The sequence below is a fragment of the Prochlorococcus marinus CUG1438 genome (assembly GCA_017644325.1).
GTDB lineage: Bacteria > Cyanobacteriota > Cyanobacteriia > PCC-6307 > Cyanobiaceae > Prochlorococcus_A > Prochlorococcus_A marinus_AA.
Genome location: JAEPLS010000001.1, coordinates 604099 through 620061 on the forward strand (window position 1 = coordinate 604099; position 15963 = coordinate 620061).

General features: G+C 33.2%; 16 protein-coding genes and 1 tRNA gene. 10 read left to right on the plus strand and 7 right to left on the minus strand.

The features are described from left to right. Together rpmE and prfA are read left to right on the plus strand one after the other, a co-directional pair. Positions 1–261: a 50S ribosomal protein L31 gene (gene rpmE, locus JJ847_03375; protein ID MBO6959924.1), complete on the plus strand. Its 261-nt coding sequence runs from the start codon at positions 1–3 to the stop codon at positions 259–261. A gap of 28 nt (positions 262–289) precedes the next feature. Continuing rightward, positions 290–1384: a peptide chain release factor 1 gene (gene prfA / locus JJ847_03380; protein ID MBO6959925.1), complete on the plus strand. Its 1095-nt coding sequence runs from the start codon at positions 290–292 to the stop codon at positions 1382–1384. 10 nt (positions 1385–1394) lie between these two features. Here prfA and JJ847_03385 read toward each other — a convergent pair whose 3' ends face one another. Beyond that, positions 1395–1952, minus strand: a complete 558-nt coding sequence (locus JJ847_03385; protein MBO6959926.1) for an HNH endonuclease — start codon at positions 1950–1952, stop codon at positions 1395–1397. A gap of 18 nt (positions 1953–1970) precedes the next feature. Between JJ847_03385 and JJ847_03390 the strand changes: the two genes are divergently transcribed. Continuing rightward, entirely contained in the window at positions 1971–3170 is a 1200-nt protein-coding gene (locus JJ847_03390; protein ID MBO6959927.1) for an alanine racemase, read from the plus strand. A gap of 61 nt (positions 3171–3231) precedes the next feature. Further along, positions 3232–3320: transfer RNA gene (locus JJ847_03395), tRNA-Ser, on the plus strand. Between the two features lie 32 nt (positions 3321–3352). Here the strand turns inward: JJ847_03395 and JJ847_03400 are convergent. Both JJ847_03400 and cobJ read right to left on the minus strand, forming a co-directional pair. Next, positions 3353–4141 (minus strand): TIGR01548 family HAD-type hydrolase, encoded by a 789-nt coding sequence (locus JJ847_03400; GenBank protein ID MBO6959928.1) that lies wholly within the window; start codon positions 4139–4141, stop codon positions 3353–3355. A gap of 87 nt (positions 4142–4228) precedes the next feature. After that, positions 4229–6049 (minus strand): precorrin-3B C(17)-methyltransferase, encoded by a 1821-nt coding sequence (gene cobJ / locus JJ847_03405; protein ID MBO6959929.1) that lies wholly within the window; start codon positions 6047–6049, stop codon positions 4229–4231. 333 nt (positions 6050–6382) lie between these two features. On the opposite strand from cobJ, the gene psaA reads away from it, so the two are divergent. The 3 genes from psaA to JJ847_03420 all read left to right on the plus strand — a co-directional run bounded on the left by psaA (position 6383) and on the right by JJ847_03420 (position 12010). Then, a complete protein-coding gene (gene psaA, locus JJ847_03410) occupies positions 6383–8686 on the plus strand; it encodes a photosystem I core protein PsaA (protein MBO6959930.1) in 2304 nt (767 codons plus the stop codon). A gap of 27 nt (positions 8687–8713) precedes the next feature. Beyond that, complete coding sequence (gene psaB, locus JJ847_03415) at positions 8714–10942, plus strand: photosystem I core protein PsaB (protein MBO6959931.1); 2229 nt, start codon at positions 8714–8716, stop codon at positions 10940–10942. Between the two features lie 105 nt (positions 10943–11047). Further along, the gene (locus JJ847_03420; protein MBO6959932.1) at positions 11048–12010 is read left to right on the plus strand and encodes a glycosyltransferase family 2 protein; all 963 of its coding nucleotides are present in this window, start codon (positions 11048–11050) and stop codon (positions 12008–12010) included. 4 nt (positions 12011–12014) lie between these two features. Here JJ847_03420 and JJ847_03425 read toward each other — a convergent pair whose 3' ends face one another. Beyond that, on the minus strand, positions 12015–12395 hold the full coding sequence (locus JJ847_03425) for an annexin (GenBank protein ID MBO6959933.1): 381 nt from the start codon (positions 12393–12395) through the stop codon (positions 12015–12017). A gap of 92 nt (positions 12396–12487) precedes the next feature. Here JJ847_03425 and JJ847_03430 point away from each other — a divergent pair, with 92 nt between their 5' ends. Then, positions 12488–12601, plus strand: coding sequence for a photosystem I reaction center subunit VIII (locus tag JJ847_03430; GenBank protein ID MBO6959934.1), 114 nt, complete (start codon positions 12488–12490; stop codon positions 12599–12601). Between the two features lie 27 nt (positions 12602–12628). Then, positions 12629–13228, plus strand: a complete 600-nt coding sequence (locus JJ847_03435; GenBank protein MBO6959935.1) for a photosystem I reaction center protein subunit XI — start codon at positions 12629–12631, stop codon at positions 13226–13228. A 64-nt stretch (positions 13229–13292) separates the two neighbouring features. Here JJ847_03435 and JJ847_03440 read toward each other — a convergent pair whose 3' ends face one another. Continuing rightward, positions 13293–14051, minus strand: a complete 759-nt coding sequence (locus JJ847_03440) for a C40 family peptidase (GenBank protein MBO6959936.1) — start codon at positions 14049–14051, stop codon at positions 13293–13295. 3 nt (positions 14052–14054) lie between these two features. Between JJ847_03440 and JJ847_03445 the strand changes: the two genes are divergently transcribed. Further along, on the plus strand, positions 14055–14963 hold the full coding sequence (locus JJ847_03445; GenBank protein MBO6959937.1) for a serine hydrolase: 909 nt from the start codon (positions 14055–14057) through the stop codon (positions 14961–14963). Here the strand turns inward: JJ847_03445 and JJ847_03450 are convergent. Beyond that, positions 14960–15172, minus strand: a complete 213-nt coding sequence (locus JJ847_03450) for a hypothetical protein (protein MBO6959938.1) — start codon at positions 15170–15172, stop codon at positions 14960–14962. The genes JJ847_03445 and JJ847_03450 overlap by 4 nt on opposite strands. A 1-nt stretch (position 15173) precedes the next feature. Next, entirely contained in the window at positions 15174–15848 is a 675-nt protein-coding gene (locus tag JJ847_03455; GenBank protein MBO6959939.1) for a recombinase family protein, read from the minus strand. Positions 15849–15963: the final 115 nt, after the last annotated feature.

Genomic DNA, 15963 nt, shown 5'->3' on the forward strand with positions numbered 1-15963 from the left:
ATGCCAAAATCAGAAATTCACCCAAAATGGTATCCAGATGCAAAAGTTATTTGTAATGGAGAAGTTGTAATGACAACAGGTTCAACTCAGCCCGAGCTACACGTTGATGTATGGAGCGGTAATCATCCTTTCTTCACTGGAACGCAAAAAATTCTTGATACGGAGGGTAGAGTTGATAGATTTATGAAAAAGTATGGCATGGGTTCAACCAATCCAGCTTCATCAAAAGAGCAAAAAGAAGAAAAAGTCTCTAAAAAATAGAATTTTCAAAAATTAAGCACAATTTCAATTGGAATACTCAACACTAATTGCAAGGTTGAAAACTGCTTCAGATAGTTTTGAAAATTTGGAAGTGCAGCTTGCAGATCCCGACATAGCTAATGATCCTAAAAAATTAGAATCAATTGCAAAAGAAAGGTCAAAATTGGAACCTTTGGTGATTGATTTTAATAAATTGCTTGATACTGTTAGGGAAATTGAAGAATCGAAAAATTTACTAAAAGAAAATAGAAATGATAAAGAGATGGAATCATTAATTCATGAAGAGTTAACCAACTTGGAGGAATGTAAAAATAAACTTATTCAAAAAACTACTTTTGCTTTATTACCTAAAGATCCAAGAGATGAAAGAAGTGTAATGTTAGAAATCAGAGCCGGTGCTGGAGGCAATGAGGCTTGTATATGGGCAGGGGATCTAGCACGAATGTATGAAAGATATGGACAAAAAATTGGATGGTCTGTAAAACCTGTGAGTTCATCTGAGTCAGATATGGGCGGTTTCAAGGAGTTAGTTATCTCTGTTAAGGGAGATTCTGTATATAGTCAACTTAAATTCGAGGCCGGTGTCCATAGAGTTCAAAGAGTTCCAGCTACTGAATCTCAAGGTAGAGTTCATACTTCTACTGCTACAGTAGCTGTAATGCCTGAGGCTGATCCAGTTGAGGTTAAGATTGATCCCACCGATTTAGAGGTCGGTACAGCAAGATCAGGAGGTGCAGGAGGACAAAATGTAAATAAGGTTGAAACTGCTATTGATCTTCTCCACAAACCCACAGGAATAAGAGTTTTTTGTACTCAAGAGAGATCACAATTGCAAAACCGTGAACGAGCAATGGAAATTTTAAGGGCTAAATTATATGAGATTCAATTAAAAGAAGCTAATGCTAAAGAGAGATCTCAAAGGCTTTTACAGGTTGGAACAGGGGATCGCAGTGAAAAAATTAGAACTTATAATTTTAAAGATAATAGAACAACTGATCATAGATTAGGTTCTAATTTCTCACTCGAACCAATTCTTGCGGGACAATTAGACGAAGTGATTGATGCATGCATAGCTCAAGAACAAAAGAGAATGATGGAAGATTTTAATAACGAAGTGAATTAAAATTTTTTTATTAGATTGCAACTCCTATTACATATTTACTCCATTCTTTATGTTTGCCAGAATCAATTTGTCTTGTGGCTTCAAAATTAAGATTACTTAGTGGTCGGTAAGGTTTACGTTTTAAAGGCATATTTGCCTCTTCTGGCGTGCGATTACCTTTTTGTACATTACATCTAAGACACGCTGTTGTAACATTCTCCCAGTTATCAGTTCCACCTCTGCTTCTTGGTAAAACATGATCGATTGATAAGTTACTTCCCCTGTAGTTGCAGTATTGACACGCATTATTATCTCTGAGCAGAATATTTTTTCTCGTTAAAGAAACTTCTCTAAAAGGAACCTTGACATAGTAACGCAGTCTGATAACAGTGGGCAATTTTTTACCGCAATGAATTGAGAGAGATTTATCCTCCTCTAAGCTTTCTGCTTTACCTTTAATCATTAAGATAACAGCTCTTCTCCAAGAAGTGATGTTTAAAGGTTCATATGATGCATTTAAAACTAGAGTCTGGCTCATGCCAAAATACAATTTACATGTCATGCTAACTGTATATTTCAATAAGCGCATAAAAATTGTGCAAGGTTAATGCAAATTAGACGAACTAATCAAGGATTTAATTTTGATAAGCATCCAGCTTTAGAGAAAGATATAGATCCAAAACAAAGAGCATGGATTGAAGTGAGTGGTAAAGCAATTGAGAAAAATGTAAGGCAGTTAAGATCAAAATTAAGTAAGAGTTGTCAATTTATGGCAGTTGTTAAAGCCGATGGATATGGACATGATGCAAAATTAGTATCCGAATATGCTATCAAAGGTGGAGCTTCTCAATTTGGAGTTGCCACCTTAAAAGAGGGTATTAAGCTTCGTTCTTCTGGAGTAAAAAAACCAATTCTCATACTTGGAAATCTTTATACAAAAAAGGATTTAATCATCGCTTTTAAAAATGATCTTATGCCAACTATTAGTAGTATAAGAGAATGTTTAATTTGCAATAATATTGGAAAGCATTATGGGTTGAAATTTTCCTTACACATCAAAGTTGATACTGGAATGTCAAGATTAGGATTTGAATGTAATAAATTTTTGCAGCAATTTGAAAAAATAAAATCTTTTGAAAATATTACTATTGAGGGAATATATAGTCATTTATCATCTGCTGATGAAGACAACTCATTAGATTCAAAAAGTATTACACAATTGCAAAGACTCAAGTTTGAGGAATTATTAAACCAAATTAATATTGATAGAAATCAAGATATCAAGGTTCATTTAGCTAATTCTGCGGGAATGCTCATTAATAAGGATTTTCATTTTCATATGGTACGTGTTGGACTTGCTATGTATGGGTGTAGCCCTTTTGCAAAAATAGATAAAAATATATCGCTTAAACCAGCATTATTTTTGAAGGTCAAAGTTGCTTTTATAAGAAGTATTGATAAAGGTGTAAGTGTAAGTTATGGAGGAAAATTTGTAAGTAGAAGAAAAACTAAATTGGCAATATTAAGTATTGGTTACGCAGATGGAGTATCGAGGAATCTTTCAGGCAAAATAAAAGTTATCCATAATAATAAACTTTTTAACCAAGTTGGAGCTATAACTATGGATCAGATGATGGTTGACATAACAGGTTCTAATGACATTAAAATTGGAAGTACTATGTTATTACTTGGATCTGATGGAGATAAAACAATTTCTCCATGTGAATGGGCCAAAGAATCTAATACTATACCTTGGGAAATTATTTGTTCTTTTAAAAATAGGTTACCAAGAGTTCAAGTTGATTAGACGTTTCGATTAAATAAAAAATTTTGAATGTTTGCAAGAAAATTGATAATGTATAAGAATTGGAGAGGTGGCTGAGTGGTTGAAAGCGGCTCCCTGCTAAGGAGTTACAGGAGGTAACTTTTGTCGAGGGTTCGAATCCCTCCCTCTCCGTAATTAATTTAGAGATTTTTTATTTTTGAATCTTAAAATTTGGCAAGATTAATGGAAATTAGGTCATAAATAGAATTTAGAATTACTTCAGCGCCTGCATTTTTTAAATTTGTTTCGTATAAATTACGTTCTTTTAATCTAGACTTTAAATGTAAATGAGGAGGGGCTATTCCGATACTTATGAATTTCTGAGACGGTATTTCTTTTCTAGCGTTGATAACTGTATTTATATCTGCAATAGTATCACCTACATATGCAATAGGAATATTAGATGGGCCAAGTTTATCTCCAACAAGTTTTCTTGATAACTTTATAAATCCATTTGGATCAGGCTTGTCAGGAGCATCCCCCATAGCTATTAATGGAGGTGATTTGAGTCCAAGTCTTTTTTCTAAAACAAATCTAGCAGAGGCAGGCTCTGCACCACTCACAAAACCCCAAATTATTCCATTGCTTCTTAATAAATCAAAAAACTCTTTATCAACTAATAAATCCTCATAGGTTATGAATCCAGACCAATTTTTACTATCTTTATTTGGATCGCCTCCAAAGTAAAATTCTTTAAAACACTTAACTATTAACTCTCTTGAAGGTATTTCAAGAGACAAATTTTCCTTTTTTATATATCTTTTAATAAGCTCTAGACTTAAATCCCAGTCATTATTCCATATCCCTTCATTTTTTGCATTATCAATATCTATAAAACTAGGCTCCCATCCTGAAAATTTGTAAACTGTTTTTTTTAATGCAAGCCTATAACTATTTTCTACGCTACGTATTACACCATCGATGTCAAATAAAACTAGACCAGTATTTTTCAATGAGTTTTCCTAATTCTTGCCTATAAAAGATTAGTATTCTTATTAAAAAAAAGCAAAGAAAAACATCCCATGATTTATTAATTAAACTTAATTTTGTAAATATCCTCTAGGTGTAAGAAATATCTCATCTATTAACGTGGTTTGAGAATTCCCGATTATTATTATTGATAACATATCTATTTCTTTAAAAGGAATGGTATTTAAAGTGCAAAATCTTTTGGATTGATTTTCTCTTCCTACTTGCCTAGCTATTAGAACGGGAGTATCCCCTTGCCTAGATTTTAAACACAGATCAATTGCACATTTTAGCTGCCAATTTCTTTCAACTGATTGAGGATTAAAAAAAGCTATTACAAAGTCACCTATTAGAGCTCCTTCAATTCTTTTTTCTATGAGAGACCAAGGCGTTAATTTATCACTTAAACTTATTGAACAAAAGTCATTCATTAGTGGGGCTCCACTTAACGCCGCCGCTAATTGAATACTACTTATACCAGGATGAACTTCAAAGTAAGGTCTAAATTCTTTTTTGATTTTTTGGACCAATTCTAAAAGTAAACCAGCCATGCCATAAAATCCAGATTCACCTGAAGAAATTAAGGCCACCTTTATTCCTTCCTCGGCTAGCTTGATTGCTTGACTGCATCTTTTTTTTTCTTCAGTAAGTTTACTTTCAATTAAAACCTGGTCACTTCTTTGTAAAGGTTTAATTAAATCTAAATACATTTTGTATCCAATCCAAACAGTAGATCTTGCAAGTGCCTTTCTTGAATCATTGGTTATAAAAGAGGTATCGCCAGGACCACTTCCGATAATGTGAATTTCGCCATTGGTTGGGTAATATTGATTTTTTGATTCGGCTATGGCAAAAGTTACTGCGCCAGATTTATTTGTTGGAAAATCTCTATTTTTAAAAATTATTTTTTCTTTTAATAATTTTGATTCTTTACCTGCTGCGAGTAAGCATGAAGCTTCTGCTACAGAAGGTGTACCAATTTCTTCTTGCACTATATTTGATGGATTAGGAACAATTATTTTTGAAAGATCATCTTTAGTAAAAAACTTGATAGGCAAGTTTTTTTCTTCAGCAAGTTTTAAAATTCCTTTCTCATTTTTTTTTATATCAATAGTTGCAAATCCTGCAATTGAATGATGTGATAGATTTCCCGACTCCAAAAAATTATTTAAAGAATTGGCTATCAATTCTTTGCTTGTATTTCTTTCACAACCAATGCCAATCCATAATACTGGAGGATGCCAAGTTGTTTTGTGATTCGCGAATATACTCACATGAAATGTTGATCCTGTTGTTTCAGATTCCTTTTCATTAATTTCAATAATATTCTCAGCTGATTCTGATGTTTTCCATAAATTACTACCAGATAGTTGTTTGCAAAATATCTTTTCGTTCTTCGATTGTTTTATCACCAGTTTTGACCAGTTTTTTATTGCACCAGATCTTTTCCACCCCCATTGATTACCGAATGAATCTAGATTTAGGTAGCTTTGATCATTTGAATTATTAGTTTCTATTATTTGACCTCCAAATAAATTAGAAATTTGAATTGCGATATTATGAGTTTCTGACTGATGTAGGCCAATTAAAGGCACTATTTTGGAACACTTTTTATCTATTACAATAACCCCTGGATCTTGATCTTTATGCGTTAAAAAAGGACTAATTAGTCTTACTGACGCACCAATTGATCCGATAAAAATTATTAAATCCAGTTCGGCCCATTTTTGAAGTAAAATTTCTCTAGGCTTTCTTATTTCCACCATCTGATTTTCTCTTACGTCATTTTTTGAGGAACTTGAAATATAAATCTCTTTAACAAATTCGGCTTTTTTAAGCCTTTTTAAAAGTTCACTTGAATTACTAGATAGACCTATTGCGATTCCTTTCAAATCAGATAATACTATTCTTTATGATGAAATTATATACCGTCATAGCATTTAAAAATTTTCTGTGAAATATAAAAAAAAATTTAAGATATTTGTTTAAAATTTAAGCAAAAATACTCATAACTTAGTTATGGGCAAGAATTTAACAAAATATTCATATAGTAACAATCATTAGAACATTTGTTACGTTAATGCATAACGAAAGAATCTTTGCCTTATTATTTTTGAAACGAATATCTAAAGTTACGGTAGATTCGTTTTCTTGAACATTATTATCAAAGATAAGTCCAAGATTCGATCAATCGGCTTTAATGTCAATTATTTTCGAGGTGCTAGATGACCATCAGCCCACCAGAAAGTGGAGAAAAAAACAAGAAAGTTTTGGAAGATCCTGTCAAGGCAGATCCAAGACCTATTGATTTTGCCAAATTAGATAAACCAGGTTTCTGGTCAAGTAAATTATCTAAGGGTCCAAAAACTACAACTTGGATCTGGAATTTGCATGCCGATGCACACGATTTTGATGTGCATACTGGCGATGCCGAAGAAGCAACAAGAAAAATCTTTTCAGCTCACTTTGGACATCTGGCAGTCATTTTCATATGGATGAGTGCTGCATTTTTCCATGGAGCTAGATTTTCTAATTACTCAGGTTGGTTAGCTGATCCAACCCATGTTAAACCCGGAGCTCAGCAAGTTTGGGCAATCGTAGGCCAAGAAATGCTCAATGCTGATCTAGGTGCTAACTATAACGGCATACAAATCAGTTCAGGAATATTCCACATGTGGCGAGCATGGGGAATAACTAATGAAAGTGAACTTATGGCTTTGGCAATAGGTGCTGTAGTAATGGCTGCACTGATGCTTCATGCTGGAATTTTTCATTATCACAAAGCAGCTCCAAAAATGGAATGGTTCCAAGATATTGAGTCAATGCTTAACCACCACATAGCAGGTTTAGTTGGACTAGGATCATTAGCATGGGCTGGCCATTGTATTCATATCGGAGCTCCTACAGCGGCACTCTTAGATGCAATCGATGCAGGGACTCCGTTAGTAATTAATGGTAAAGAAATAGCAACTATTGCGGATATGCCTATGCCGCATCAATTATGTGATCCACAAATTATCGGACAAATTTTTCCAGGATTAGCAAGTGGTACAGGTAACTTCTTTAGTTTAAACTGGTTAGCTTTCTCAGACTTCCTTACTTTTAAAGGTGGACTTAACCCTGTGACAGGAAGCTTATGGATGACTGATGTATCACATCATCATTTAGCTTTTGGTGTAATTGCAATTATTGGTGGTCATATGTATAGAACCAATTATGGTATTGGTCATAGTATGAAAGAAATATTAGATTCACAACAAGGAGACCCAATATTATTCCCTGCTCCAAAAGGTCATCAAGGTCTTTTTGAGTTCATGGCAGAAAGTAGACATGCCCAGCTTGCTGTAAACCTAGCAATGCTTGGATCAATAAGCATACTTGTATCTCATCACATGTATGCAATGCCTCCATACCCATATATAGCTACGGACTATATGACAGTACTTGGATTATTTACACATCACATGTGGATAGGTGGATTATTCATAGTAGGTGCAGGTGCTCATGCAGGTATTGCAATGGTTAGAGATTACGATCCAGCAAAGCATATCGATAACGTATTAGACAGAATTCTTAAAGCAAGAGATGCCTTAATCAGTCACTTGAACTGGGTATGTATGTGGTTAGGATTCCATAGTTTTGGACTCTATATTCACAACGATACTATGAGGGCTTTGGGTAGACCTCAAGACATGTTTAGTGATTCTGCAATCCAACTTCAGCCAATTTTTGCTCAATGGGTACAGAGTATTCAAGCATCTGCTGTTGGAACTTCTCTATTAGCAGGTACTGCTGAAGCTTTACCTCACAAAGCTTTAAGTGAAGTTTTTAATGGAAGTCTAGTAGAGGTTGGTGGAAAGGTTGCTATAGCTCCAATTCAATTAGGTACAGCTGATTTAATGATTCATCATATTCATGCTTTCCAAATTCACGTAACTGTTTTGATACTTCTAAAAGGAGTACTTTACGCAAGAAGTTCAAGGTTGATTCCTGATAAAGCTTCTTTAGGATTTAGATTCCCTTGTGATGGTCCAGGAAGAGGTGGTACATGTCAAGTTTCATCATGGGATCACGTGTTCTTGGCTCTTTTCTGGATGTATAACTGTTTATCAATAGTTATTTTCCACTTCTCTTGGAAAATGCAGAGTGATGTTTGGGGACTTACTGGTGGTAATTTCGCACAAAGCTCCATTACTATTAATGGTTGGTTAAGAGATTTTCTTTGGGCGCAAGCTTCTCAAGTATTAACAAGTTATGGCCAATCTATAAGCATGTACGGTTTGATGTTCTTAGGAGCTCACTTCATATGGGCATTTAGCTTAATGTTCCTCTTTAGTGGACGCGGGTATTGGCAAGAATTGTTCGAATCAATTGTTTGGGCACATAACAAACTTAAAGTTGCTCCAACCATTCAACCAAGAGCTTTATCTATTACTCAGGGTAGAGCAGTAGGTGTAACACACTTCCTTGTCGGTGGTATTGCTACCACATGGGCTTTCTTCCATGCTCGCCTTTTCGGCTTGGGCTAATTACCTGAACTTCACCTTTTTAATTCAATGGCAACAAAATTTCCATCATTTAACCAGGGTCTAGCTCAGGACCCTACAACTCGACGAATATGGTACGGAATAGCTACCGCTCACGACTTTGAAAGTCATGATGGTATGACCGAAGAAAAGCTTTATCAGAAGCTTTTCTCCACACATTTTGGTCATCTAGCAATAATCGCCCTTTGGGTAGCCGGTAACCTATTTCATATTGCTTGGCAAGGTAACTTCGAGCAATTTGTACTTGATCCAACTCACGTTCGTCCTATTGCTCATGCTATTTGGGATCCTCATTTTGGATCTGGTATCACAGAAGCAATGACACAAGCTGGAGCAAATGGACCAGTAAACATAGCTTACTCAGGTCTCTACCATTGGTGGTACACAATTGGAATGAGAACTAATGAGCAACTCTTCCAAGCTTCAATATTCATGAGTATTTTGGCTTGTTGGACTCTATTTGCTGGTTGGTTACACTTACAGCCAAAATTCAGACCTTCTCTAGCTTGGTTCAAAAATGCAGAGTCAAGATTGAATCATCATTTAGCTGTTTTATTTGGTTTTAGTAGTATCGCTTGGACAGGTCATTTGGTTCATGTTGCTATACCTGAATCAAGAGGACAACATGTAGGTTGGGATAACTGGTTAACTGTTCTTCCACACCCTGCAGGATTAGCTCCTTTCTTTACTTTAAACTGGGGAGCTTATGCCCAAAATCCTGATTCTTTAGATCAAGTATTCGGAACAGCTGAGGGAGCTGGAACAGCGATATTTACTTTCTTGGGTGGTCTTCATCCTCAAAGTGAAGCATTATGGCTTACCGATATTGCACACCATCATATTGCGATTGGAACAGTTTTTGTAATTGCTGGTCATATGTATAGAAATACTTTTGGTATTGGTCATAGCCTCAAAGAAATTACAGAAGCTCATAATACAAGACATCCTAATGATCCTCATAAAGGTAGTTTTGGAATTAACCATGACGGAATATATGAAACTGTAAATAATTCATTACATTTCCAACTTGGACTAGCATTAGCATCACTTGGTGTAGCAACTTCTCTTGTAGCGCAACATATGGGTGCACTTCCCTCGTACGCTTTTATTGCCAGGGATTACACTACACAATCTGCTTTATATAGTCATCATCAGTACATAGCAATGTTCTTGATGGTTGGTGCCTTTGCACACGGAGCCATTTTCTTTGTAAGAGATTATGATCCAGAATTAAATAAAGATAATGTATTGGCAAGAGTTCTTGGGACAAAGGAAGCTTTGATCAGTCACCTAAGTTGGGTAACAATGTTGCTAGGATTCCACACCTTGGGAATTTATGTTCATAACGATGTTGTTGTAGCTTTTGGTAATCCTGAAAAGCAAATTCTAATTGAGCCAGTATTTGCTCAATTTGTACAGGCTGCTCAAGGTAAGATGATGTACGGCTTTAATGCTTTATTATCTGATCCTACAAGTTCAGCAAGCCTCGCTGCTAATTCATTACCAGGTAATCATTACTGGATGGATCTGATCAATAGACAAGATGCATTAAGTGCTTTCTTACCTATCGGTCCTGCAGATTTCTTAGTTCACCATGCTATCGCTTTAGGTCTTCATACAACAGCTTTAATTCTTATTAAAGGTGCACTTGATGCTAGAGGAACAAAATTAATTCCTGATAAGAAAGATTTAGGTTATGCATTCCCTTGCGATGGACCTGGACGTGGAGGTACGTGTGATAGTTCATCTTGGGATGCTATGTATTTAGCTATGTTCTGGGCATTAAATTTACTAGCATGGGTAACTTTCTACTGGCATTGGAAGCACCTGGCAATATGGCAGGGTAATGTAGCACAATTTAATGAATCAGGAACTTATCTAATGGGTTGGTTCAGAGATTATCTCTGGTTGAACTCTGCTCAACTTATTAACGGATATAATCCATTCGGAGTAAATTCTTTATCTCCTTGGGCTTGGATGTTCCTATTCGGTCATTTAGTTTGGGCTACTGGTTTCATGTTCCTAATATCATGGAGAGGTTACTGGCAAGAATTAATTGAAACATTAGTTTGGGCACATCAGCGTACTCCAATAGCTAATCTTGTTGGTTGGAGAGATAAGCCAGTTGCACTTTCAATTGTTCAGGCTAGATTAGTTGGACTCGCACATTTCACGATTGGAAACATTCTTACATTCGGTGCATTTGTTATTGCATCAACTTCAGGTAAGTTTGGTTAAATTTTTTCTTAAATAACTTTAATCACCACATTTGTGGTGATTTTTTTTTGTTTAATTTTAATGTTCTAAATTAAGTTAAAATTATATAAATATTATCAAATATAAATGTCAGATATAAAACAATTAGTTTCTATTATTATCCCTGTTTTCAATGAAAGTGAGAGTATTGGTTTTTTATTAGATGAAGTTATAAATGTAATGTCATTTCATGAATTTAATTTTGAATTGATTGTTGTCAATGATGGTTCTAAGGATAAAACTTATCAAGTATTGAAAGAACTAACTCCCAAAATTAAAGAATTGTCAGTAATTTCCCTTCGCAAAAATTACGGGCAAACTGCAGCCATGTCAGCTGGCTTTGATAATTCTAAAGGTGATATTATCATTACTTTGGACGGTGATTTACAGAATGATCCAAATGATATTCCTACATTAATTTCTGAAATTAATGATGGGTATGATTTAATTTGTGGGTGGAGGTTTGATAGAAAAGATAAACTAATTAATAGAAAGATTCCATCAAAAATAGCAAACAAATTAATAGCTCATGTTACAGGTTTAAAGTTGCATGACTATGGATGCTCATTAAAAGCTTTTAAGAAAGAAATAATAGATGATATTAAGTTGTATGGTGAACTTCACAGGTTTTTGCCCGTTTTAGCAAATATTGAAGGTGCAAGAATCAAAGAAATTAAAGTAAATCATAGAAGCAGGCAATATGGATCTAGTAAATATGGAATTGATAGAACTTTTAGAGTTTTAATGGATTTACTAACTGTTTGGTTTATGACTAAATTTTTAACAAGACCTATGTATGGATTTGGTTTTGTTGGAATTATAAGTATTTTCATTAGCCTTGCGATGAGTTCTTATTTGATGGTCTTAAAAATAATGGGTGAGGATATTGGAAATCGTCCTTTGCTAATTTTTGCATTAATATTAGGTGTTGCTGGTGTTCAATTATTTAGCTTTGGATTATTGAGCGAACTTTTAATTAGGACATATCATGAAAGTCAAGGTCGTCCAATTTATAGAATTAGATCAATAAGTAGTACTAATCAAAATTGATTGTTTACTTGAACTTTCTTATTAATAGAGCCGAAATTTCAACGACTTCAGGAGAAATATCTCTTAGCCCTTTTCGTAAAATTGGTAATGTTGATTTATCAGCCAATTCTTCCGCAATTTTTAGTGCCTTTAATTTATTTTCTGTATTACCATTAAAAAGACTAAACATTTTATTTCTTTTAGAATTTTTATAAAATACTGAGTACTTTTTTTCTTCGTGATAATATAAAAAACTATTTTTATTAGATGAAAATTCATTATTTTTGTTTGATTTAACAGAATAAAAATTTCTTTTATTTATTAATTTTTTAAAGCTTCTTTTTTTAAAAACTATAAGTAATATTCCTATTAAAATAATAAGTACAATTGCGAAAAAATTTATCATGTAAAAAGTTAATAATTTTTATATCATCCAGTAATAAAATTAACACTATTTCGCAGTTAAATACTAAAGTGTTTAAAGATGTTTAAAGAACTATGCCATCTGATTTACCAAGTCTTTTACCTTCCATTTTTGTTCCATTAATTGGTATAGCAATGCCTGCTGTTTTTATCGTATTGATTGGAAGATTAATTACAGCAACTGAATAAATTATCAACTACTAAATTATTAAAAAAATGAGCGACTTTCAAAAATCATTCTCAGAATCAACAAGTTCCATTAAGTTTGATGAGAAATATATAGATACTTCTGTACAACCAAATGATATTGGCGTAGCAGAACAATGGGCAGTAAAAACAGTTGCTGATCCCTGTGTTGGTAATTTAGCTACTCCAGTTAATAGTGGTTATTTTACAAAAGCCTTTATAAATAATTTACCTTTTTATAGAGAAGGTATTTCCCCTAATTTTAGAGGTTTAGAAACTGGAGCAGCTTTTGGATATCTTCTATACGGACCTTTCACTATGACTGGCCCATTAAGAAATTCTGAATTTGCTTTAACTGCTGGACTTCTAGCTACTATTGGAGCTGTTCATATCTTGACAGCTCTTTTTGTTCTATACAATGCACCTGGTAAAGCACCTAATGTTCAACCTCCAGATGCGACTGTTAATAATCCGCCAAAGGACTTATTTACAAGAGCTGGTTGGGCTGATTTTACAAGTGGATTTTGGTTAGGGGGCTGTGGAGGAGCTGTTTTTGCTTGGTTACTTGTTGGGACATTACACTTAGATACCATAATGCCAATCATTAAAAATATTTGGACTGCTGGTTAATTCCTAAATAAAAGAATAAGTAATATTTAAATTTAATTTAAAATTAAAAGGTGCGCATTATTAATTAACGTATGGTTCTGTCCCATCTATAATTTCTAACTACTCTTCCTGCCGAAATTAGTTTAGATTTATAATGAAGTGAGATTTTGTCATTTGACTTTTTTAGGGTATCTAATCCTATTCCATTTCTGCCAAAATCCTTTCCAGAGCTATGGTAATACAATCCGTCTCCATTGTAGATTCCAATATGATCACATTTTTTTTCATTTCCAAAAAATAAAAGATCGCCAGGTTGTAGAGCTGCATAGGATTTTTTGTAATAAAAAAGGTGTTTACAAAAACTTTTTATTTGAAAAGAGTCTCGAGGTATATGAATTTTATGCTTTAAAAAAGCAGTCTGAATTAATCCAGAACAATCAAAATTGGGTCCTAATGTACCTCCCCAAAGGTATTCATTATTTAACTCAGATTGATCCTTGATCCATTTTAAAATTGAGTTAACTTTATCTTTTATAAAGAAGTATTCTTTTTTTGAATTCTCAGTTTTTCCTAATTCGTATTTTTCAATAATTAATCCATCTAAGTTTATCCAACAGACGTAACCATCTTCATATAGTTGAACTAGTATTCTTGAAAATTTGTGGTTTTTTAGATAAATATTGGGATAAATAAGCCTAAAAATTCTATTTTTAAAAATTTCTGTAACTAATTTATCTTCTGTTTCATTTTGATATCCAGAAATATTAACTTTTAATTTCCACCAAATAGTTTTTGAAAAATTAGTTTGTTTAAATAGTGAGATAGGATTTCTATAACTTTCCATACAATGTCCTTTTACTACTTAAGCGAAGAGATGGATCTAGCCTTAAATGATATTTTAAGCAGAGCATGCTCTTATAATAAAGATTTTTCAAGAGAAGATATTTCGATAACTTGGATTAATTATAAAAGCAAAAATCAAAGTGTATTAAAAGGTTTTGGAACTGGTATTAATAATAAAAAAATGGTTTATCCTGCCAGCATAGTCAAGTTGGTGTATGCCCTTGCTGCATTTTATTGGATTAAAAAAGGAAGTTTATTATTATCAGATGAAATTATTGATGCTGTGAAGAAAATGTTGTCTTTATCCAGTAATAATGCAACAAGCTTTTTAATTGATTTACTTAGTGGAACAACAAGTGGACCTTGTATAGAAGGCGAACTATGGGAAAATTGGAAATACCAAAGAAGTATAATAAATGATTGGATACATGATTTAAATTGGGAAGAATTGGTTGGTATAAATTGCTGTCAGAAGACCTGGGATGATGGACCATTTGGTCGTGAGAAAGAATTTTATGGACATGATAATAAAAATAGAAACGCTATGAATTCTGATTCGGCTGCAAGGGTTTTGGAGGAAATTATGATACATATTGATTATCAAAAAAATGATTTAAATTTACGAAGTTTTTTGAAAAGAAATTTGAATAAACTTGTTCTTAAAAACGATTCCCTTAATCAAATAGATGGTTTTTTGGGAGCAGGATTACCAGAAAGCATGAATCTTTGGAGTAAAGCAGGCTTAATGTCTGAAGTTAGACATGATTCTGCTTGGTGGACTAATAGTCAATCTCTACATACTTTATTAGTTGTTTTTTGTGACGGAGAAAAATATTCCAAAGATACTTCCTTTTTACCATCAATAGCAAAAGAAGTGTATGAATTTAATAAGACACTTATTATTAACGACTAAAGTGTATCGTCTATGAAATTAGAGTCTAATTTGTTGGTATAGGCTTCATAAGGTAACATCATTACCTCTACACAATCTAAATCATTCATAATCCATTCTCTATATTCTGCTAACAAACTTTTTCTATCTTCATCATCTAATTCATAAATACGCAATGCAGTGTCTTTTATATTTTCTTTAATTAAATTTTCAATTTCTGTCTTCCTCATTTTATGTTAATTCTCCTTCCAAAATAACCCTTCTTATTGTTGATAATGCAATGCCTGTTTGTGATCTGATTGATCTATATGAATATCCCTCATTACGCAATCTGATTACTAAAGATTCTTTTAAAGGACTGATTTTGGGCCTTCCTCCCAGATTATTTCCAGATAATTTTCTGCGTAAAAGTTGTTCTCTTTTTCTTTCACATAAACTTTTGTCTTCTAGATTTTCTAATTCATATAAAATCCTAAAAATTGAGGAATTATCTTTGATAGATTCATTAGCCACAAAAAAACCAGTCAAAGTTCGCAATTTAATATCCTTATTAATAAGTTTATTTATTGTCATCAAACATTCTTTTTTATTTTTAAATGCTCGATCAAGCTGAGTTATTATTAATTGATCACCCTTAGTTAAGTAATTTATAGCTTTATTGAGTTGGGGTTTGACCTCAGCATCTAAACTAATAAATTCAGAGAAAACTATACTGCAACCTTTTTCCTTTAAATTTTTTATTTGCTCTCCTAAATTTTCAAATTCATTATGAGTAGCTCTAGCATAACCTATTGATTTAGAGCTTTTATTTTTTTCAGATAGTAAAATACGCTTTCTTTTAAATTTAAAAGTCAATGTTTTATTACATATATTTTTTACTGTATCAATAAATAGAATAAAAAACACTTTTTAGTACATAATATTAAAATTATTAAACTAGATAATTATAAGCTAGTGTGTAATTTAAGCGTACTAATTACTGTATTAAAAATTACATTCTATATACTGTTCTAGTTTTAGT